Source organism: Larkinella fluvii, assembly GCF_051857545.1.
Lineage (GTDB): Bacteria > Bacteroidota > Bacteroidia > Cytophagales > Spirosomataceae > Larkinella.
On record NZ_JBPZHB010000005.1, the window covers coordinates 119,054 to 142,014 of the forward strand.

At 51.1% G+C, this 22,961-nt stretch carries 14 protein-coding genes; 13 read left to right on the plus strand and 1 reads right to left on the minus strand.

Annotated elements, in window-relative coordinates:
• The first annotated feature begins 1 nt into the window (after window position 1).
• The 10 genes from prpB (at window position 2) to ACS5NO_RS14070 (ending at window position 13,798) form a co-directional block, all read left to right on the plus strand.
• Window positions 2-913: a methylisocitrate lyase gene (gene prpB / locus ACS5NO_RS14025; RefSeq protein WP_439415732.1), complete on the plus strand. Its 912-nt coding sequence runs from the start codon at window positions 2-4 to the stop codon at window positions 911-913.
• Window positions 900-2,054: a bifunctional 2-methylcitrate synthase/citrate synthase gene (prpC, locus tag ACS5NO_RS14030; protein ID WP_439415733.1), complete on the plus strand. Its 1,155-nt coding sequence runs from the start codon at window positions 900-902 to the stop codon at window positions 2,052-2,054. The genes prpB and prpC overlap by 14 nt, the downstream gene beginning before the upstream one ends.
• Before the next feature lie 36 nt (window positions 2,055-2,090).
• Entirely contained in the window at window positions 2,091-3,542 is a 1,452-nt protein-coding gene (locus ACS5NO_RS14035; RefSeq protein WP_439415734.1) for a bifunctional 2-methylcitrate dehydratase/aconitate hydratase, read from the plus strand.
• A gap of 142 nt (window positions 3,543-3,684) precedes the next feature.
• Window positions 3,685-4,074 (plus strand): Dabb family protein, encoded by a 390-nt coding sequence (locus tag ACS5NO_RS14040; RefSeq protein WP_439415735.1) that lies wholly within the window; start codon window positions 3,685-3,687, stop codon window positions 4,072-4,074.
• A 103-nt stretch (window positions 4,075-4,177) separates the two neighbouring features.
• Window positions 4,178-6,871, plus strand: a complete 2,694-nt coding sequence (aceE, locus tag ACS5NO_RS14045; protein WP_439415736.1) for a pyruvate dehydrogenase (acetyl-transferring), homodimeric type — start codon at window positions 4,178-4,180, stop codon at window positions 6,869-6,871.
• Between the two features lie 4 nt (window positions 6,872-6,875).
• Window positions 6,876-8,159, plus strand: coding sequence for a dihydrolipoamide acetyltransferase family protein (locus ACS5NO_RS14050; RefSeq protein ID WP_439415737.1), 1,284 nt, complete (start codon window positions 6,876-6,878; stop codon window positions 8,157-8,159).
• A gap of 33 nt (window positions 8,160-8,192) precedes the next feature.
• On the plus strand, window positions 8,193-8,795 hold the full coding sequence (locus tag ACS5NO_RS14055) for a NanQ anomerase/TabA/YiaL family protein (protein WP_439415738.1): 603 nt from the start codon (window positions 8,193-8,195) through the stop codon (window positions 8,793-8,795).
• The gene (locus ACS5NO_RS14060; protein ID WP_439415739.1) at window positions 8,792-10,054 is read left to right on the plus strand and encodes an MFS transporter; all 1,263 of its coding nucleotides are present in this window, start codon (window positions 8,792-8,794) and stop codon (window positions 10,052-10,054) included. Before ACS5NO_RS14055 ends, ACS5NO_RS14060 begins: the two co-directional genes overlap by 4 nt.
• Before the next feature lie 12 nt (window positions 10,055-10,066).
• Complete coding sequence (locus tag ACS5NO_RS14065) at window positions 10,067-11,851, plus strand: L-lactate permease (protein ID WP_439415740.1); 1,785 nt, start codon at window positions 10,067-10,069, stop codon at window positions 11,849-11,851.
• A 33-nt stretch (window positions 11,852-11,884) separates the two neighbouring features.
• Entirely contained in the window at window positions 11,885-13,798 is a 1,914-nt protein-coding gene (locus tag ACS5NO_RS14070; RefSeq protein ID WP_439415741.1) for a malate synthase, read from the plus strand.
• On the opposite strand, the gene ACS5NO_RS14075 is transcribed toward ACS5NO_RS14070, so the two are convergent.
• On the minus strand, window positions 13,757-14,374 hold the full coding sequence (locus ACS5NO_RS14075; RefSeq protein WP_439415742.1) for an RNA polymerase sigma factor: 618 nt from the start codon (window positions 14,372-14,374) through the stop codon (window positions 13,757-13,759). The two genes, ACS5NO_RS14070 and ACS5NO_RS14075, sit on opposite strands and share 42 nt — an antisense overlap.
• 1,007 nt (window positions 14,375-15,381) lie before the next feature.
• On the opposite strand from ACS5NO_RS14075, the gene ACS5NO_RS14080 reads away from it, so the two are divergent.
• From ACS5NO_RS14080 to ACS5NO_RS14090, 3 genes are all read left to right on the plus strand, one after another.
• Window positions 15,382-17,403 (plus strand): TonB-dependent receptor plug domain-containing protein, encoded by a 2,022-nt coding sequence (locus ACS5NO_RS14080; RefSeq protein WP_439415743.1) that lies wholly within the window; start codon window positions 15,382-15,384, stop codon window positions 17,401-17,403.
• Between the two features lie 62 nt (window positions 17,404-17,465).
• On the plus strand, window positions 17,466-19,955 hold the full coding sequence (locus ACS5NO_RS14085) for a bifunctional YncE family protein/alkaline phosphatase family protein (RefSeq protein ID WP_439415744.1): 2,490 nt from the start codon (window positions 17,466-17,468) through the stop codon (window positions 19,953-19,955).
• Between the two features lie 68 nt (window positions 19,956-20,023).
• The gene (locus ACS5NO_RS14090) at window positions 20,024-22,825 is read left to right on the plus strand and encodes a bifunctional YncE family protein/alkaline phosphatase family protein (protein WP_439415745.1); all 2,802 of its coding nucleotides are present in this window, start codon (window positions 20,024-20,026) and stop codon (window positions 22,823-22,825) included.
• Window positions 22,826-22,961: the final 136 nt, after the last annotated feature.

Sequence of the window (22,961 nt, forward strand, 5' to 3'; positions counted from 1 at the left end):
AATGATTGAAAATTCAACACGGGTAAGCTCTCCGGGTCAACGTTTTCGAAGTGCCATGTGCTTTGAAAAACCGCTGCAAATTGTCGGGGTGATCAATGCCAATCATGCCTTGTTGGCTACGCAAGCCGGTTTTCGTGCCATTTATTTATCCGGCGGGGGAGTTGCCGCCGGTTCACTGGGTATCCCGGATTTGGGTATTACGACATTGGATGATGTGCTGACGGACATTTACCGCATCTCGAACGTGACGGATACGCCCTTATTGGTTGACGTCGATACCGGATTCGGGCCTTCTGCTTTTAACATTGCCCGCACGGTTAAAGCCCTGATTCGGGCGGGAGCGGCAGCCTTACATATTGAAGATCAGGTAGGGGCCAAACGGTGTGGGCATCGGCCCGGCAAAGAATTGGTTGGACAAGTAGAGATGGTAGACCGGATCAAAGCCGCGGTCGATGCCCGCACCGACCCTGATTTTCTGATTGGGGCACGAACCGACGCCTTTGCTTCCGAAGGACTGGAGCGGACCCTGGAACGGGCGGTGGCTTATCAGGAAGCCGGTGCCGATTTTATTTTTGCCGAAGCGGTTTTCGAGTTGCCCATTTATCAAAAGTTTCACGAAGCAACCGGGATTCCGATTCTGGCCAACATCACCGAATTCGGAATGACCCCGCTTTTTACGGTGGACGAACTGCGCCGGGCTGATGTCGAACTGGTGCTGTATCCGCTTTCGGCTTTCCGGGCTGCGAACAAAGCCGCCCGCAACGTCTACGAACACATCCGCCAGGATGGCACGCAGCAAGGGGTCATCGATACCATGCAAACCCGGGCCGAATTGTACGAAAGCATTGGTTACTATGCATATGAGGAGAAACTGAATCAACTTTTTGAGAAGGAGCGAGATGGAAACCGTTAGCGGGCAATCGACTTTTAAACCCAAAAAATCCGTCGCCTTGTCCGGCGTGGCTGCGGGAAATACCGAACTCTGCACGGTGGGAATAACCGGCAACGATCTGCACTACCGGGGCTATGATATACTTGAGCTGGCCGAAGGAGCGACGTTTGAAGAAGTGGCTTATCTGCTGATTCACGGGTCATTGCCCAATCCGATTCAGTTTGCTGCGTATAAAAATAAGCTAAAAGTACTGCGGGGATTACCGGCGGATATCAAAAAAGTACTGGAACAAATACCGGCTTCTTCGCATCCGATGGATGTGTTGCGGACGTATACATCCATGCTGGGTTCGGTTTTTCCCGAAAAGCACGACCATAATCTGGCCGGGGCGCGCGACATCGCGGATAAACTGCTGGCGTCTTTTAGCTCCGCTTTATTATACTGGTATCATTTTTCGCACAACGGCCAGCAAATTCAGGTACTCACCGACGATGACAGCATCGGGGCGCATTTCCTGCATTTGTTGCACGGAGAAAAACCGTCGGCAACGGCCGAAAAAGCCATGCACGTTTCCCTGAACTTGTATGCTGAGCACGAATTTAACGCATCAACGTTTACGTGCCGGGTCATTGCCGGAACCGGGTCGGATGTGTATTCGTCGGTGGCGGGGGGCATTGGGGCGCTGCGCGGACCCAAACACGGTGGAGCCAATGAGGTAGCCTACGACATTCAGAGCCGGTATGCTTCACCCAATGAAGCGGAAGCGGACATTCGGCAACGACTTCAGAAGGGGGAGATTATCATCGGGTTTGGACATCCGGTTTACACGACTTCGGATCCCAGAAACCAGATTATCAAGAAGGTCGCTCATCAACTTTCGTCCGAGCGGGGGGATACGCTGCTGTATTCCATTGCTGAACGACTGGAAACTGTTATGTGGAACGAAAAGCGGATGTTCCCGAATCTGGACTGGTTTTCAGCCGTTTCATTCCATTTTCTGGGGGTGCCGACTGAATTGTTTACGCCACTTTTTGCGGTTTCCCGCATAACCGGCTGGTGCGCCCACATCATTGAGCAACGTGCCGATGGGAAGATTATCCGACCGATTGCTAATTACAAAGGTCCCGAAAACCGGCTGTTTGTTCCGCTGCGCAATCGCTGAAATACCCGTTTTCCAGTACTTCTACAACCTCAACTTATGTCATTTTATCCTTCAAACGAACGCCCACAGCCCGATCAGGTTTTGACCGATATTGCGGATTACGTTCTCCAGTATCCCATTGAAAATGAGCTGGCCTGGAAAACCGCTCACTATTGTTTTCTGGATACGCTGGGCTGCGGTCTCGAAGCCCTGACGTATCCGGCCTGCGCCAAACTCCTCGGCCCGATTGTGCCGGGAACGATTGTGCCGCACGGTGCCAAAGTGCCGGGAACACCGTTTCAGCTCGACCCGGTTTTGGCCGCGTTCAACATCGGCACGATCATTCGCTGGCTGGATTTCAACGATACCTGGCTGGCGGCCGAATGGGGCCATCCGTCTGACAATCTGGGCGGTATTCTGGCATCCGCCGACTGGCTTTCAAGAACCGCCATCGCCAACGGTCGGCCACCCCTGACGATGCGAGATGTGCTGGATGCCATGATTCGGGCACACGAAATTCAGGGCATTATGGCGCTGGAAAATTCCTTCAATCGGGTTGGATTGGACCATGTGATTCTGGTCAAACTGGCCACTACTGCTGTTGTTGGAAAACTGATCGGTCTTAGTCGGGATGAATTAATCAATGCCCTGTCGATGGTTTTTGTCGATGGGCAATCCCTTCGAACCTATCGCCATTCGCCCAATACCGGCAGCCGGAAATCCTGGGCCGCAGGGGATGCTACTTCACGCGGGGTGCGTCTGGCGTTGATGGCTAAAACCGGTGAAATGGGCTATCCGTCCGTCCTGACGACCCGAACCTGGGGTTTTTATGATGTTTCGTTCCAAGGCAAAACATTTCGCCGTAGCCGACCTTACGGTGCCTACGTCATGGAAAATGTGCTGTTCAAGATTTCGTTTCCGGCTGAATTTCACTCCCAAACTGCCGTAGAAGCGGCCATGACATTGAATGGTCGCTTGCGGAAAATGGAAAAATCGAGTGAGGACATCAAAACGGTACAGATCAGAACCCACGAAGCTGCGATCCGCATCATCGACAAAAAAGGGCCGCTCCACAATCCCGCCGACCGCGACCATTGCATACAGTACATGATTGCCGTTCCGCTCATCTTCGGACGACTCACTGCGGCCGATTACGAAGACGACGTAGCGAAAGATCCCCGGATCGATGCACTGCGGGAACGGATGCAGATTTCCGAAGAACCACAGTTCACGGTAGATTATCTGGACTCCGAAAAGCGATCCATTTCCAACGCCTTAACCATCGAATTGAAGGACGGAACAATCCTCGACGAAGTCGTGGTGGAATACCCGATCGGACACCGGAGACGGCGAGAAGAGGGCATTCCCCGGCTGGTGGACAAATTCAAAATTAACCTTGCTCGTAAATTCCCAACGAAACAACAGGAAATGATTCTGGAAACCGCACTCGATTTTGATCGGTTTGCCGAAACCCCCGTCCACACCTTTCTGGATCTGACTGTGATTTGAAAACGCAGTTTACAGTTTTCGATGGCAGACGCCCGAATGATTATTGAACGAGTCAGTCACCGAATACCGAATACCGTAACCTTTTACATTCAGTTTATCAATCACTTAAACGATTATGAGACTTCACAACCGAAGAAAATTTATGTCAAGCGCTATCCTGACAAGCGGGGGATTGGCAACGGCAGGGGCGTTTACGGTTTCCAAAGCCGCGCCGGTGAAAAAAGGGCAGGTGCTTCATCACGTCTTTTTCTGGCTGAAAAATCCTGAATCGAAGGAAGACCTGAAAAAACTCCTGGATGGGCTGAAATCCCTCGAAAAGATCGAAGCCGTCAAACAGTACAACATCGGTGTTCCGGCACCCACCGCCCCGCGCCCGGTGATCGATAGTTCCTACTCGGTTTCGGCGCTTTCAGTTTTTGACAACCTCGAAGGTCAGAATGCCTACCAGGTTCACCCGCTCCATAAAAAATTCGTGGAGACTTGTTCTCCGCTCTGGTCAAGAATTCAGGTCTACGATTCGACCGATCTGTAGCCCGCAGCGGAATTTCCAGTATGCGTTAAACCGGTACCGGAGCACGGCTTCGGGTGGAGAGATCACACCTGGATTTTACCCAATACAACCAAACCTTTGAATCATGTTGAGCACTATCGAAACCGTCGCCGAAGACTGGCAACTTGAAAAACAGGAATGGATCGAATCCATCGACGCCGTTCTGGATGAATACGGCGAAGAAAAAACCAAGGAACTGCTGAAAGCCATCAATCACTACGTCATTCGCCGGGGCGTGGCTTTTCAGGGCGAAAACATCAATACGCCCTACATCAATACCATCAACGTTAAAGACGAGCCGACGTATCCGGGCAATGTCGAACTGGAACAGAAGATCGAAAACATCAACCGCTGGAACGCGATGTGCATGGTGTTGCAGGGCTACGACAATGGCTCCGGCGTGGGTGGCCACATTGCTACGTATGCATCGGCCGCGACCATGTATGAGGTGGGTTTCCATCATTTTTTCCGGCGACGGACTGCTGACTACGGGGGTGATCTGGTTTCTTTTCAGCCCCATGCCGCACCCGGAATTTACGCGCGCGCTTTTCTGGAAGGACGGCTGACCGAAGAAAGCCTGAAAAGTTTTCGCCGGGAACTGAAACCGGGGGGCGGTTTACCCTCGTATCCGCACCCGCGCCGAATGCCCTGGTTTTGGGAAATGCCTTGTGCTTCAATGGGATTGATGCCGGTAGGAGCGATTTATCAGGCACGGTTTAACAAATACCTAATCAACCGGGGATTAAAACCGGATAATGGCGGAAAAGTCTGGGCGTTCATCGGCGATGGCGAAATGGACGAACCGGAGATTGTCGGAACCATCAACATCGCAGCCCGTGAGCGGCTCGACAACCTCATTTTTGTCGTTAACTGCAACCTTCAGCGGCTGGATGGGCCAGTTCGGGGTAACGGAAAAATTATTCAGGAACTCGAACGGCTGTTTCTGGGGGCGGGCTGGAATGTGATCAAGGTGATCTGGAGCGGGGAGTGGGACGCCCTGCTGGCGCGTGATCACAAAGGCTACCTCGTCAAACGAATGGAGGAGGTGCTGGATGGTGATTATCAGCGATATTCTGTATTGGAAGGCGACAAAGTACGAAGCCACTGGGTAGGCGAAAATCAGGAATTGGCGGATCTGATGCGGTCGCTGACGGACGAAGAAATCCGGTCGATCAAACGCGGGGGGCATGATTACAAGAAAGTCTATGCCGCTTTTCACAAAGCCGTGAACCACTCCAACGGCAAACCGACCATAGTTTTTGTCAAAACGATCAAGGGCTATGGCATGGGCAGCACCGGCGAAGGACGGAATACGACCCACCAGAAAAAGAGCATGCTGGCCGAGGAACGGCTGACCGCGGCCAACCGATTTGGAATCCCCTTGCCCAAAGCTGACATTGAATCAGCCCGGTTTTATAAACCGGATGAAAACGGCCCGGAAGTGAAATACCTCCAGGCGCAGCGGGCGGCTTTGGGGGGCGATTTACCGGCAAGGGAAGAAAATTGTCCGCCAATTTCCACACCAGATCAAACTTTTTTTGCAGAGTTTCTGGAAGGAACCGGCGACCGGACGGTTTCCACGACAATGGTGCTGGTTCGGGTGATTACCAAGTTGTTGAAGGAACCCGAGATCGGAAAATACATTGTCCCGATAATCCCGGACGAGGCCCGGACATTTGGCATGGATGCCCTGTTCCGGCACGCCGGGATTTACCATCCGGAAGGACAACGCTACATTTCCGTGGATGCCGATAGTCTTTCCAATTACCGCGAAGCGCAGGATGGCCAGATTTTGCAGGAAGGAATTTGTGAAGCGGGCGCGCTGGCGAGTTTCATGGCCGCCGGATCGGCATATGCGCGCCATAGTCTACCGATGATTCCGTTTTATATTTTCTATTCGATGTTCGGTTTTCAACGGGTGGGCGACATGATCTGGGCGTGTGGTGACATGATGTGCAAGGGCTTTCTGTTTGGCGGAACTGCTGGGCGGACCACGCTCAACGGCGAAGGGGTGCAGCACCAGGACGGCCATTCGCATCTGTTTGCCAACACCGTTCCCAACCTCCGTTCCTATGACCCGGCTTTTGCTTACGAATTGAGTGTGATCATTCGCGACGGTATTTACCGCATGTTCGAACAGCAGGAGAAAATCTTCTATTACATCACGGTTTACAACGAAAACTATCCGCAGCCTGTCATGCCGACGCAGGTGGAGGACGGCATTATTCGCGGGATGTATAAGGCGGGTTCTACCGAGTTGAAGCCGGAAAAAACTGACGCTGAAAACCGGAAAGTTCACCTCATGGGCAGCGGTTCGATCATTACGCAGGTATTGGAAGCCCGCGATTTGCTGGAACAAATGGGTATTCCGACCGACATCTGGAGCGTAACGAGCTACAACGAACTGGCCCGCGACGGTTTTGAAGCCGAACGCTGGAACCGACTGCATCCCAATCAGGAAGCCCGGATTCCGTACGTTCAATCGCTGACGGCGGACGAAAAAGGAATCTTTATTTCCGTTTCAGATTACCAGAAAAGCCTCGGCGGAAGCATCAGTGCCTGGATGCCGACCCCGTATACCGTGCTCGGAACTGATGGTTACGGCCTGAGCGAAGCGCGTCCGGAGTTGCGGGATTACTTCGAGATTTCGCCCCGGTTTATTGTCCAGACCGCCTTGTACGAACTCGAAAAAACCGGCACCATTCCGATGCAACTTGTACTGGATTTTATGAAAAACGAAGGGATCGATGGTGAAAAAGTGAACCCTGCAACTGCTTAATGGTATGACGGATATCATCATGCCCTCGATGGGCGAAAACGTAAAGGAAGGTCTCGTCGTTGCCATTTCGGTCAAACCGGGCGAAACCGTAAAGGCCGGACAGACCTTGCTCGAAGTTGAAACCGACAAGGTGACCTTCGAGATTCCGGCGGAGGATTCGGGGGAGATCGTGGAAATTCGGGTGATGAAAGGCGGGAAGGTGACGCCCGGCGATGTGCTGGCAACGCTGAAATCAAAACCGGTTGAATCGAGTAACGGACCGGCAGTTTTGGAACCGATGAATGCTCCGGTTCCCGTAATTCCTGTTGCTTCTGAGGAACCCAAAACCGTAGAAAAACCAGAAATAAACCACCGACCATTTCCTGAGGTATTTCCGTATCAATCAGGTAAAAAGGTGGTATCAACACCCTTAGCCCGCAAGCTGGCGCGTGAACTCGACATTGAAATCTCCAAAATTCAGAAAGCGGTGAACGGGCGGATTTCGTTTGTTGATGTCAAGAATTACGCGAAAAACCGCATTCGTCAGGTGGACGCCAATGGTCATGCACCGATTGCCAGGTCTGCACCACCATTACCCGAATTTGAAAAGTACGGTTCCGTGCGTTATGCGGAAATGACGCCGACGATGCTGGCAACAAGCCGGAATATGACCCTTGCTGCCAACCTGATTCCGCATGCCTGGATTCAGGAAAAGATCGATATTACCGAACTGGAGAAAAACCGGAAGAAGCACAAGAAACACGTGGAAACCGCCGGGGGAAGTTTGACGATTACGGCTTTATTAGTCAAGGCGGTGGCAGAGGCCCTGCGGGTCTTTCCGTTGCTGAATGCCAGTGTGGACACCGAAAAAAAAAGGATCATCACCAAAGACTTTTACCACATCGGCGTAGCGGTCGATACAGAAAGAGGCTTGCTGGTTCCCGTGATTCGCAATGCCGATCGGCTCAGTGTGACCGAAATTGCCCGGGAACTGACGCGGATTTCGGCGGAAGCGCGCGAGCGTAAAACCAAAATGGAGGATCTGGAAGGTGGCACGTTTACGATTTCAAATCTGGGCGGCATCGGAACTACCGGTATCAATCCCATCGTCAACTGGCCGCAGGTCGGAATTCTGGGCTTATCGGCAAGTCAGGTAGAGCCGGTTTGGCAGGACGATCAGTTTGTCCCCCGGCTCCGGATGCCGGTAACCCTCGGTTTCGACCACCGGGTAATTAACGGTGCCGATGCCGCCCGGTTTTTACAGTATCTCAAAAAAATAACCGAAGACACCTTTCTGCTGCTGCTTTGAGGCCCGGAACGTTTTGCTCAAACCGATTAAGAGATGAATAAACTACGATATGGATGGATTCTGCTGGCGATTTTTTTCTGCCAAAACCGCTCGTGGGCGCAGAATGCCGCCGGGGTTACTGCCTGGCTGAATAGCCATAGTCTGCAAAACGGTGCGAAACTAAAACCGGATGCATCGATTGATATTCAGGAATTCACCAAGCAGTATAAGGCCAATAAATCCTTGTGGGACAAGGCGTTTGCGTATCTAAAAACTGCTGATCTGGAAAAACTTTCACCCGGTAAGTTTTACATCGACGGCGACAACATTACGGCGACGGTTTCCGATGGCACAACCCGACCGATCGAAAAAGCTCGCTGGGAGGCTCATCACAATGTGGTGGATATTCATCTGGTCATCAAGGGCAAAGAGAACATCGGTATTGGCCCGGTGGAAGGAGCGGCTGTTGTGCAGGCATACATACCCGAACGCGATGTCGGTTTTTACAACGCAACCGGAAAATTTTACCTCGCCGAGCCGGGTACGTTTTTCATCATTTCCCCCAAAGAAGCACACAGCCCCTCCATGCGGGCCGAAGGATCAGATACGTCCCGCAAAATTGTGATCAAGGTAAAGTACGTCCCTGAAACGCGATGATCAAAACCGTTAACGATCCAAAAACGGGGACCAACGCCCGCGTTTCGGTGCTTCGCCAGCTTTTACAAGTTCCCGTGGTGGTGGCCGCATTAGGCTATTTTGTGGATATCTACGATCTGCTGCTCTTTAGCATTGTCCGAATCCAAAGTTTGAAGGATTTGGGTGTTCCGGATTCGGCGCTTTTCGATCAGGGCATTTACCTCATCAACATGCAGATGGGCGGTTTGCTGATCGGCGGCATCGTCTGGGGTATTATGGGCGACAAACGCGGTCGGCTTTCCGTTCTTTTTGGCTCCATTCTGATCTATTCGCTGGCCAACTACGCCAATGGTTTTGTGATGACTGTGGACCATTACGCCATCCTCCGGTTTATCGCGGGCATCGGTCTGGCGGGTGAACTGGGGGCCGGCATTACCCTGGTTGCCGAGATTCTGCCGAAAGAAATCCGTGGCTACGGCACGTCACTGGTCGCGTCCGTTGGTCTGCTTGGGGCGGTTTTAGCCTACCTGATTGCGGATATTTTCACTTGGCGGATCGCTTATTTCATTGGGGGCGGCTTGGGGCTGCTGCTGCTGCTGCTTCGGGTTGGCGTGTTTGAATCGGGCATCTTTACACAGGTAAAAAGCAAACCCGTATCGCGGGGTAATTTTCTGGATTTATTCAAATCATCCGGCCAGTTTCTGAAATACCTGCGGTGCATTCTGATCGGGTTGCCGGTCTGGTTTGTAATCGGAATTCTGATCACCTTTTCGCCCGAATTCGGTAAAGTTCTCGGCATTACCACGCCCATTGCCGCCGGGAAAGCGGTCATGTGGCAATACATCGGCCTCTCGATTGGCGACCTTTCCAGCGGTTTTCTAAGCCAGTATGCAGGAAGTCGCAAAAAAGTGGTGATGCTGTTCATTCTCCTGACGGGATTGCTGGTGGCGGTTTACCTGTTCGTTCCGATGCAATCGGCCTCCGTTTTTTACCTGTTGTGTACCGGTTTAGGTTTCACAGTGGGTTACTGGGCCTTGTTCGTCACCATTGCCGCCGAACAGTTTGGTACGAATCTACGGGCGACCGTTGCCACGACCGTTCCCAACTTTGTCCGCGGAAGCATCAACCTCATGACCCCGGTTTTTCTGGTTTTAAGGGAAAGCCTCGGCATCTTGTCGGCTGCGGCAGTGTTGGGGGGCGTGGTCATGCTGATCGCGTTGGCCGCCCTGTGGGAAATGGAAGAGACCTTCGGAAAAGACCTTAATTTTTTAGAAGAATAGCGCTCTGAACCTATGAAATGGACCCAAACCATCGACCCATTGGGCAACCTGCTACTGTCTGCGCTGGTTGCGGCAATTCCGGTAATTTTTATCTTCTGGGCACTCATCATCAAACGGATGAAAGGCTATCTGGCCAGCCTGCTTACGCTGCTGATCGCCATGATTCTGGCTTTCGTGGTCTACGGAATGCCCGTAAAAACCATTTTCTTTTCAGCGGTTCATGGCGCGCTTTACGGACTTTTTCCCATCTGCTGGATCATTTTCGGGGCTGTTTTTTTGTATAATTTAACGGTAGACAGTGGCAAATTTGACGTCATCCGAAATTTCATGGTTGCGGTAACCCCCGATCGCAGGCTTCAGGCACTCATCATTGCGTTTTCGTTCGGAGCGTTTCTGGAAGGAGCCGCCGGAATGGGCGCGCCGGTGGCCATTACAGCCTCCATGCTGGTCGGCTTGGGTTTCAACCCCTTGTATGCGGCTGCGATCTGCCTCATTTCCAATACGGCCCCGGTTGCTTTTGGGTCAGTCGGAACACCCATCATCATTGCCGCTCACGTCTCCGATATTCCGGAAATGGCGATTTCGCAAATGATTGGCCGGACGCTGCCCATCCTCTCGGTGGTGCTGCCTTTTTACCTAATCATCATCATGTCGGGTGTAAAAAAAACGCTGGAGGTATTACCGGCCATTCTGGTATCGGGCATTTCGTTTGCCTTCTTTCAATGGCTGACGGCCAATTACCTTGGGCCAATGCTCCCGGATGTGCTGGCCGGATTGGCTTCCCTTTTTTGCCTGATTATTCTCCTCCGGTTTTGGAAACCGCGTTCGGTGTGGCGGTTTGAGGAAGAACCGCCCGTTACGCTGGAAACCACTAAGATGTACACCGCCGGGCAGATCTTCAATGCCTGCGTACCCTTTCTGCTCATGACGGTGACGGTCATTGCCTGTGGTTTGCAACCGGTGAAGGATACACTGAATGCCTGGGGAAATATCAAGATCAGTTTGCCGGGTTTGCAAAATGAAATAATCGGGCCAGACGGAAACCCGGTTTTGATCAAACCGCTTGAACTGAATTACCTTTCCAACTCAGGAACCGGTGTGATACTGGCTGCGCTGATTTCCATTCCACTGCTGGGCCTCCACTGGCAAGACGGGTACAAAACCTTCCTTTCAACCCTTCATCAGTTGAAATTTCCGGTCATTACCATCATGGCTGTGGTCGGTTTTGCCTTTGTGGTGAACAACTCCGGTATGTCGGTAACGATGGCGATGGCGTTGGCAGGAACCGGTGCTTTATTTCCATTTTTCTCGCCCGTGCTGGGGTGGCTGGGCGTCTTTCTGACGGGCTCTGATACGTCTTCCAATGCCCTGTTTGGCAAATTACAGGCCACTTCGGCTACGGCGTTGGGAATCGATCCGGTGGTTACGGTGGCTGCCAATGCGTCAGGTGGTGTAACCGGCAAGATGATATCCCCGCAGTCCATTGCCATCGGTACGGCCGCCGTCGGATTGATTGGGAAGGAATCTTCCCTGTTCCGGTTTACAGTCAAGCACAGCTTTATCATGCTGGCAGTCATCTGCGTGATCACGGTTTTACAAGCTTATGTCTTCACCTGGATCATTCCTTCCTACACCAAAACCAGCGAAAGTGTTGCTGCGCCGGCTTCTCAGACGACCAGCGGTTTAAGCTATTTAGCCGTATGGGCGTTTGTCGTCACTTGCATTTCTGTCACGGTTTTGCTTACCCGGAAAAAAGAGTCGTACCAAAACCGGAAAACCGGTTCTCTTCATGCCTGACTTCCTGATTTTTCATTCAATTCGTTGATTCGTATGTCATCACAGATTCTGATTCGCTCCGGAATGGAGCAAGCCTATTCCGATGTATACACCGCTGAAGCGTTAGCGGCTCTCTCCGCCCTATCGGTTTTCAATGACCAGATTGCCGAGGCAATGTCCGGCCGTCAGCAACGCCGGAAGGAGCGGCAACAGTCCTCGACCCGGATTGGTTTCTTACATCCAGAAGACATTATTGCCGGAACCACGATCAAGGTAAAAGACGCCCGGGACGGAAATTTTGAGGGGGCCGAGATTCCGGCGGATCTGCAACGGCAATGGATTCAAGGCACCGGCCCGGCGGCCAAGCCTAATGTACCATTGGAAAGCAGCATTCGCAATGTGGCTTACGCCCTGCTGTCGGGCGCGGATGGCTGGATGTTCGATGGCGAGGATGCGCTGGGGCAAACCGGGACGATGTCATTAGACAACCAGCGGAACCTGAAGCTGGCCATCAGCCGCGACGAACGGTTTCTGAAAGTTGCTGCCCAGGTTGCCATTGAAATGAACCGATGGTCGGCGGGTTTTATTGGTCACGAGATCATCCATGACTGGCACCAGCAACTCGATTTTACGACGATCATTTTCCGGGCGCGCGGACTTCATCTGGCCGATCGTCACATTCGGGATGCCGACGGACAACCTTTCCCGGCTTCGCTGGTCGATTTAGTACTGTATGTCCTCAACAATTACCAGACTCTCCAACGGTCAGGTTCGTCGATTGTCCTTTATCTGCCCAAAATTCAGACGGCTTCGGAAGCGGCACTCTGGAACCGGATGATCACCCGTTTGGAAGGCTATTTGGGTCTGGTCGTGGGAACGGTTAAAACTTATGTGCTGGTCGAGCAGTTGGAAGCAACGTATCAGTTGATGGAAATCCGGGCCGCGCTGGGCCGTCATTTTGTGGGTTTCAACACGGGTCGCTGGGATTACATCAACAGTGTTTCCGACGCGCTGAGCTGGGATAAAAGCTTCGTAAACCCGGATATCGAATCGATTGTGATGAGGTATGGCTACATGCGTCATTACGAGGACCGGGTGAGAAGGGCAGTCAACACCGCCGACCGCAACGGAAAATTTGCATTGTGGCAGGGCGGTATGGAACCCAATATTCCGGTGGGTTCCGCGTCCGGTGTAGCATCCAGCATGGAAAAAGCGCTGGCGGGTGCCGGTCGCGAACAGCGGGAGGGAGCCAGCGGCAAATGGGTGGCTCACTGGAAAATGGTAAACATCGTTCGACCGGTTTGGGAAAAAGCGGGGCAGGACAACCAACTGGGACGGCAATTCCCGGCGCTGACGTATACCGAAGCCGATGCCCGGTTACTGACCGAACTGGAAACTGCCCCGCGAACGATTCGCGGAGCGCGGAACCTGATCAGTGTGGGTTTACAATATGGCAACGCATTTGGGCAGGGGATGCAGGCGGCTGCGTTGAAACCGGCCGACTTTTTCGGAAATGACGATATTCTCTACCTAATGGAAGACATGGCGACGGGCGAAATCCGTCTGAGCATCCTCTGGGAATGGCTTCACAAACAGGCTCGACTGACGGAAAACGATGCGGAAACCGGAATAAAAACCGGCGATCTATTTTCCAATGAACTGTTTGAAAAACTACTCGCCGAAGAATATGACAAGCTACTGAAAGCCGATACCAAAGATGTGTTCGACGCATCGAAGAAAACGACCCTGCCCATTTCGCTGGAGATCGCCCGAACGTATGTGCTCCAGCCGGAAAAACTACCCTGGCTGATTGATCTGCTAAACATTAACCTCAACATTACCGATCTGGACGAAGCGCGTAGACGAATCCGCCTGTTTGCGGATACCTACATGACAGAGGGCAAACGAATTATTGGTGATGTTGATTTAACCTACATACAAAGCGCAGATCAATTTCGCCATGATTAAAATCGGCACCTCGATCATATATATGATCCGGTACTTTTCAAATTTCTGGCGAATTGTTCGCAGCGCTTTGTAGATGTGGTTTTCAATATTGCTGGTGCTGGTCTGAAGGGCTTCCGCAATTTCAGCGTTACTCAGGCCTTCGATGCGGCTCATGATAAATATCTGTTTTCGAACGGGCGGTAGGTCGTTAAAGATTTCCTCCAGTACATGCTGAAGCTCCTCGAAATCCATCCGGTTTTCGGTCAGGTTGTCGGTATGATTGTAGTTGTTGTCTAAGTATTTGAAGTAGGCCATTTCGTAGGCCCGGTGACGCGCGTGGTTGTAAACAATGTTACGGGTGATGCGAAAAAGGTAGCCGTCAAAATTTCGTGAGGGGTCGATAAAATGCCGCCTTTCCCACAAACGAACAAAAACTTCCTGGACAACTTCTTCGGCTTCATCCCGGTTTCCGGTAAATTTCAGGGCAAACTGAAAAAGCTTGGATTCAAACTGATAATAGATATGTTCAAACGCAATTCTATCTCCTGATCGCAGATCTTCAATCCATTTGACCAAAGGTTTATCACGGTCGCTCATTCGTTTTATCAAATAAAAACAAAGATATTTAATATTTTAGAAAATTAAAATAGTTATTCGGTGGCAAATCGACCGCCATCAATAAACCAAACCGGCGAAGTCGTCTATACTTTTATGTCTTTTAGAGAAGGACTGGTGATAGCATTTAAGAAGGAAGACGGCAGAAACTGTTAATTTTAAAAGGGAGGTAACTACCAAAGGGACATAATGATAATATCCACTTAGGTTTCTCAATTTTCGAAATCGCCTTTTCACAGATTTGAGTAGGATTATTTTTCTCCGAAATTGTTTGCACAGAAGGCCCGCGCTATAAAATCGATGCGAGGCTCTTGATGCCATGGAAATCTGCCAGATAACCGTGAGTATATCGTGGTCTTTGCTCAACTGAAGCTGCTCAATCTGCAGTTGCTTGGAACTTAGAAGTTGTTGGGGATTTTATAACTGAATAAAAAAAGCGGGTGTCTGCTTACCTTTATGTTGCAACACAATGAAGCGGGGCCGCCCGTGCGGTAGTCGAGCGAACTTTTGCCTGGTTTAATCACCGCTCCGGCGGCCCGGTTCCGGAGGATCACTAAAGATTACGAGCAGACGACCAGTAGTGCAGAGTCGTGGCTTTTGTGGGCCAATTGTGCCTTGATGTTGAATCGATTAGAAAAATAACCAAATGATATTTCCCAACATCCTCCTAGTCTATAGTACTTACTTATGCAACTTGTTAGGCAGAAAGATGGAAAATACGTGGCTTTTTTCTTAACAAAATCTTAATTACGTTACAATAGGTCTCCAGGTTATACACCCTACATTTGTCAATTAGCTGGAAGGATTAATAGGGCCCTCTTGGATAGAGTTGCCATTTAGTCTGCTCTTATTTAAAACAGATGAACTACTTAACAATTAGTTTTTGAAACACTGACTTTTAAGGTTTATAGGTCAATTTTTGCGAATAAGGTTTATAGAATTCGTGAGAGCAGGAAGTCTACTTAGTCTGATAAATTGACCTTGTATAGATGAAAATAGTCTACTGGTTTTCTGCTTTCATTCTCCTGACTCATATAGGATATGGGCAAAAAGGGGACTCTTTGCGCGCTGAATTATTACACGAAGTAACTATAACAGCAAATCGGGGTTCGGAAGAAAGTTTTCGAACAGCAGGTTCCGTGTCCATTATTTCGTCTAAAAACCTACAAACCTACCAACCCCGCTCTACACCTGAAGCCCTCCTGGGAACAAACGGTGTATTTGTTCAAAAGACCACCCATGGAGCCGGATCTGCTTTTTTGCGTGGTTTGACCGGCAACCAAACACTGATATTGATTGATGGTATTCGATTGAATAACAGTACGTTTCGGTACGGACCGAACCAGTATCTGAACACCATCGACCCATTTACAATTGGTAAAATTGAAGTACTGCGCGGTGGCGGTTCAGTTGCGTATGGCTCCGATGCGTTAGGCGGTACCATCCATTTGCTGACCCGGAATCCCGTGCTGGCGGAAAAAACGGCTTTTCATGGAAGGGCGGTAGCTCGTTATGCCACTGGCGGCATGGAAAAAACGGTACGGGCAGAAGGCGAATTAAGCAGCTCGCGCGTGGCAGTGCAGGCAGGAGTAAGCAGTCGAAACTTTGGTGATTTGATTGGCGGGGACACCACCGGCCGCCAATCGCCGAGCGGCTACAACGAGCTTGACTTCGACTTCAAGATTTTGCTTGGTCTACGACCCGGCTGGATGCTGAAACTGGCACACCAATCGGTTGATCAGCAACATGTTCCGCTTTACTACCGGATTAAATTGGAGAATTATGCCATCAATGAATTTGACCCGCAAAAACGCAAACTCAGTTACCTGCAACTTACGGGAAAGACCCAAAATAGCTGGGCCCGGGAACTGACGCTTACCGGATCGTGGCAAACGACGCACGAAAGCCGGGTCATCCAACGCAATGGCAGCCGTTCACGGCGTATAGAAACCGATAAAGTTCAAACCTGGGGTCTAACTTTTAATTTGCTTTCAGACGTGGCAACCAACTGGACGGCGAGTTCGGGGGCTGAAATCTACAATGACCTGGTAAAGAGTAACCGCATCGATCAGGAAATTCCAGGTGGGCTGCCTGTCCGTAGCCGTGGGCTGTATCCCGATGATAGCAAATATCTTAACTACGCGCTTTATTCGATCCATCAGGTACAGATAGACCGGTGGCAGCTTACATTTGGGGGAAGGCTGAACGGTTTTCGCATTGGTATAACAGATGATGTGTTGGGCGAGGTTTCGGTAAAACCGGGTGCTTTGGTCGGACATGGGGCACTGGCCTATGCACCAACCACCCGTTCCAATCTCTATGCTTCGTTTCATTCGGGTTTTCGGGCTCCCAATGTCGACGATATGGGAACAGTAGGTATCGTGGATTTTCGCTATGAACTGCCTGCCTACGAATTAAAACCGGAAAAGTCGTCTAACTTTGAAATAGGCTATAAACTCCGCACAACCCGGTTTGCGTTTAGCACGGCCTTATTTCACAATACCCTGCGGAATTTGATAACGCGTGTGCCAGTTATAGGGCAGCAAATCAACGGTATCAACGTCTACCGGAAAGAAAACGTTGAACGCGCTTCCATCCGTGGAGCCGAAGCTGAATTAGAATATTTGTTGGGGAATAACTGGAAAACGTACGGGATGATTGCCTATGCATTCGGTGAGAATAGGAGCACGAACGAACCTGTTCGGCGTATTCCACCGCTCAACGGGCGGTTGGGCCTGGAATATCGCAGCCAGGGCTGGTATGTCCGACCGGAAGGGTGGTTTGCCACCAAACAGGATCGCCTGGCAGCTGGCGACCTGAGCGATAACCGCATTCCGAAGGGCGGTACGCCCGGCTGGGTGATTGTCAATTTTTTGGCGGGTTATGAAGCCACCCATTTTTCCGTGAATGCCGTTGCCCAAAACCTGACTAATACCGATTACCGTACGCACGGCTCCGGTATCAATGGGGTAGGACGAAGCGTATGGCTCACCGTAACCGGTAAGTTTTAACGAACCTGACTTTAGTACGAACGCAATGGATTTATTCTTCCCGTTATAAACGCTTCTCTATTATGTCAGCATTATCACTTATCTCACGCGGATTTTGCGTACTTCTGTTTCTTTTCCTGACGCTAAATTGCCAGCGGAAAGGCAACACGGCCCCGCAATCGGAAGAGATCGCCATTTACAAAGAAATGAGCGCCAAACGGGTCAATCTCCCCAATGGCTGGGCGCTTACACCGGCCGGACACAGTCTTGATCTGGATGATTTGCCCCTGAACCTGGTCGTATCACCGTCCCAAAAATACCTGGCCGTAACCAACAATGGCCAAAGTACGCAAAGCATTACCCTGATTGATGCCCAGGCCGAAAAAGTGGTCGATACGGTCCGGGTAGACAAGGCCTGGCTGGGTCTGGCATTCAGTGAGGATGAAAAACGGTTGTATGCTTCGGGAGGAAACGACAACAAAATTCTGGTCTACAAAATTGAAGACAACCAACTCGTATCGGATGAACCGATCGTGTTGGGTAAACCCTGGCCGGTTAAAATTTCACCGACGGGTTTGTGCGTGGATGACGCCAAAAACCGGCTTTACGTGGTCACGAAAGAAGAAAATGCCCTGTATATCTGCGACACCCAAACCAAACAAACCATTAGCAGAATCCATCTGGGGGCGGCCGCCTATACCTGCCGGCTTTCATCCGACCGAAACGAGCTTTTTGTTTCTCTGTGGGGTGGCTCGAGCGTGTTGATGATCGATGTAAATACCCAAAAAATAACCGCTAAAATTCCGACCAACAAAAACCCGAACGACCTGCTTTTGACCCGCGACGGGAAGTATCTTTTCGTTGCCAATGGAAACGATAATACGGTTGCGCTGATCGAGGTGTCGAAACGGGAGGTGATCGAAACATTGACCACTTCACTTTTTCCCAACGCCCCCGTCGGAACCACACCCAATGGCCTGGCTTTGAGCGACGACGAGAATACGCTGTTCATTGCCAACGCCGACAACAATTGCCTCGCCGTTTTCGATGTTACCCGGAAAGGCCATGCCCGTTCCAGCGGCTTCATTCCAACCGGCTGGTATCCAACGGCAGTAAAAGTGATTGGTTCCAGACTGTTTGTAACGAATGGAAAAGGATTTTCGTCCAAAGCCAATCCCAAAGGCCCAAATCCCGCCTTATCCAGGGTTCCGCAGCAAATCGGCCCCAATCCGCAGGCCAACACCGGCCGTCAACAATACATCGGGGGCTTGTTCAAAGGAACACTTTCAATCATTGGTGTCCCGGAAAGCGCCGAACTGGCGGCTTATTCCCGCCTGGTTTATGCCAATACGCCCTATACCAAAACCAAAGAATTGCGGGCAGAAGGAGAACCGGGAAATCCGATCCCGATGCGGGTTGGCGATAAGTCGCCCATTAAATATGTATTTTACATCATCAAAGAAAACCGCACCTACGACCAGGTCCTGGGGGATATGAAAGAGGGAAATGGCGATTCATCTCTGTGTCTGTTTCCCCAAAAAATCACGCCGAATCAACATGCCCTTGCCAGAGAATTTGTGTTACTGGACAATTTTTACGTCGACGCGGAAGTAAGCGCGGATGGACATAACTGGTCGGCAGCGGCCTATGCCAATGATTATGTTGAAAAAAACTGGGTAACCAGTTATGGTGGACGGGGCGGCACCTATGATTATGAAGGCCAGAAGGAGATCGCCCATCCTCGCGATGGCTTTATCTGGGACCATTGTCTGAGGGCCGGGGTGAGTTTCCGTAGCTACGGCTGGTTTGCCGATGCTGAAAAAGCCAACATCAAAACACTGGCCGGCAAATTCTGTCCGGAATTCAAAGGCTACAATCTGGGTTACATGGATATCAGCCGTGAAGAAGCCTGGGAAAAGGATTTTGACCAGCTGGTTGCTTCTAAAACATTGCCACAATTTAATACGGTGCGCTTTGGCAATGACCATACTTCCGGGGCGGCTATTGGCAAACCAACGCCATATGCCGCTATTGCCGACAATGATCTGGCCGTAGGCCGATTTGTGGAACATCTTTCGCAAAGCCCCGTCTGGAACGAATCGGTGGTATTCATCCTGGAAGACGACGCCCAAAATGGCCCCGACCACGTCGACGCCCACCGGTCCATTGCGTTCGTAGCCGGGGGATTTGTGAAACGGGGTTTTGTAGATCATACCATGTATTCCACTTCGGGCATGCTGCGCACCATGGAATTGATTCTGGGATTGAAGCCCATGAGCCAATATGATGCTGCCGCAATCCCGATGTGGCGGTGTTTTAACAAGACAGCCAATCCAACCCCTTTCAAATCCAGGGAAGCCGGCATCGATCTTGCCCAGAAAAACGTGGCGGTTAATAAAAATTCACGACGCTCCATGGAGTTTGATCTAACCCGTCCGGATGCGATCGATGATCTTATTTTCAGCGAAATTGTATGGCAAACCGTACGCGGGGAAAAGAGCGTTATGCCAGCCCCGCGCCGGGGTGCTTTTGTACGACTGGGTAAAGATACCGATGATGATGATGACGATTAGGATAAACGGCCTAGTGTCGTAATTTGCTTTATTCTCTTTGATTTCCAGACCAGCTAATTCCCATCCGTATGCGCCTGCTACTTCTATTTTTGGTACTGACGCTGAATGCGTTGGCTCAGTCGACTCCGCAATACCACATTACCGCACCGGCGGGGAGTGAATACACCCGCATCGACAAAACCGGCCGGACCGTATTGCCCAACGGCCGGTTCATCACGCCCCGCGGACGACAGATTCAAACCGCTCCGCACCCCTACGGTTTACAACTCAGTCCCGACGGACAAACAGTCGTCACCGCCAACTCAGGTATTAGCCCATTTTCCATCTCCATTCTCCGCGATGTCTACAGTGCAAATCCCGCAGTACGGCAAATTCCCGAAGGAGCCAAAACCGAAGCCGGCGTGCTGGAAGCCTGTTTTATGGGTCTGGTCGTAACCCCGGACAACAAAACCGTGTATGTGGCTGGTGGAGAAACCAATAAAATATTCGGGTTCGATCTGGTGACGGGCAAACCCACCGAAACCATCAATTGTAGTCTTAAAACCGCGGACGTTGACTTCTCGCACGGTTATATTGGCGATATGGCACTGACCCGCGATGGCAAAACACTTTACGCGCTCGATCAGATTGGCTTTCGAATGCTGGTGATCGACCTGGCAAGCAAAAAGATAGTGCATAACGTACCCACGGGCCGCTATCCATTTGGGATCACCCTGTCGCCCGATGAAAAAACGGCGTATGTGGCAAACGTGGGCGTTTTTGAATACAAACCGTTTACGGATTTAGACCGGAAGGATCTCAAAAAAACCGCCCATGACTTTCCGGCTTCTAAATATGGGTCAAAAGAGATGCGGGAAGGTGACGCCCAGAAGGGTATTCCGGCGCTGGGCGATCCGAACGCACCCGAAGCGTTCTCGGTCTGGCGGATTAATCTTACCGGAAAAGGAACTCCGGATGTAGTGGCAAAAATCAAAACCGGATTTCTGGTCGGTCAGATGGTCGAGGATTTTCCGGCCGTGGGTGGGTCAAGTCCCAACTCCGTGGTGGCTACTGATCAATACGTCTTTGTCAGCAATGGCAACAACGATTGCCTATCGGTGATTGACGTAAAAACCAATGCGGTCGTCAGGAATATTGCCCTCTCGCCCGATTCCCGGCTGGGAAAATTGCGGGGCATCATTCCGTTCGGACTGGCACTCTCACCCGACAACCGACGGCTGTTTGTGGCCGAAGCGGGCATCAACGCCGTCGCCGTCGTGGACGTACCTTCCCTGACGGTGATCGGCCACATTCCCACGGGCTGGTTTCCTTCCAAGTTGAAAGTTAGCCTGGACGGCAAAAAGCTTCTGGTAGCGAACGCCAAAGGATATGGCAGTGGCCCAAACGGGGGCAAAACATTTACGCTCGGACCCAAAGGGAGCTACATTGGCAGTTTGATGAATGGGACGGTTTCGGTCATGGATATTCCCACCGATGCCGACTTGAAGGCCGAAACGAAGCAGGTAGTAGAGAATAATTTTTCGATTCGCCCGGTATCCGAAATAAAGTCGACTAACAACCCAATTCCGGCATTTGCGGGGCAGAAAGAGTCACCGATTAAGTACACTGTGTTCATAGCCAAGGAAAACCGAACCTACGACGAGGTGTTCGGACAAATAGCCAGCGGAAAAGGCGATTCGACCCTGGCTCGCTACGGCACTGGTGTGACGGTAAAGAGCCGGCGCGGAAACCAGACCGTCGCAAAAGCGGATGTCATGCCCAACCACCTCGCCCTGGCCCGGCGATTTGCCATGTCTGATAACTTTTATTGCGATTCTGATGTCTCAGCCGATGGGCACCGCTGGCTGGTGAACACCTACCCGAATGAGTGGGTTGAAACCGGAACCGCTGCGGCTTACGGCGGGAAACGCTCCATGCGCGATTCCTCGAATGCTCCCGGAAATCTGAGCTTTTACGGTTCGGCGGGTTCGATTTATCCCGAAGATTATAACGAAGGGGGCTCGATGTGGGAACACCTCGAACGGTGGAAGAAGGACTTCTTTAACTTCGGTTTTGGGGTTGAAATGGCCGGTGCTTACAGCGATAGCACCATGAAATATATTGGCGAAAAATACACCATTAACTACCCGCTTCCGGCCCCCTTATTCGACCGCTCTTCGCGAACGTTCCCCACCTTCAATATGGCCATTCCCGACCAGTTTCGAACCGATGTCTTCATCAAAGAATTTAACGAAAAGTGGCGATCCGGCGGTTCGGGCAACGACAAATCGATGCCCTCCGTTGTAACGCTCATGCTGCCGAATGACCACGGTACCAACCCCCGTCCCAAAGCCGGTTTTCCCTTTACAGAAAGCTACATGGCCGATAATGACCTCGCACTGGGCCGCACCGTTGAGTTTCTTTCAAATACGCCCTACTGGAAAAACATGGCCATTTTCGTGGTCGAAGATGATCCCCAGGGGGGCGTTGATCACGTTGATGCGCACCGGAGTCTCCTGATGACCATTTCACCGTACGTAAAACGCAATTATGTTGGCCACACCCATTACAGTTTTGGCAGCGTCTTCAAAACGTTCTGGAATATTCTGGGTATTCCATGCCTGAACCAGTATGACGCCGGAGCCACTGATCTTTCGGACCTTTTCACCGACCAGCCCGATTTTACCCCATACCGTGCCCTGCCGGCCGATGTGCGGTTATTTGACCCACAGAAAGCACTGGACCCCTTCGATGAGAAATTCGATTGGAAGGCGTTCGCCGAGTCGGAAGAACTGGACCGAACCGAAACCATGCAGGAACGCCGGGAACAGGAGGACAAGCAAACGCGCCAAAAGAAAACGAACCCCCCGAAGGCTAAACGCAGCAACTAACTTTACCTATCTGATTAGGAGGATGCTGGACTTGCTACAGTTGACTGGAGAGATTTTTTAGACAGATTGGAGCAAATTCTTAATTTTTAATCAGCATTCCATAGCTTTTTGAACCTATCATATCCCAATGCAAAAA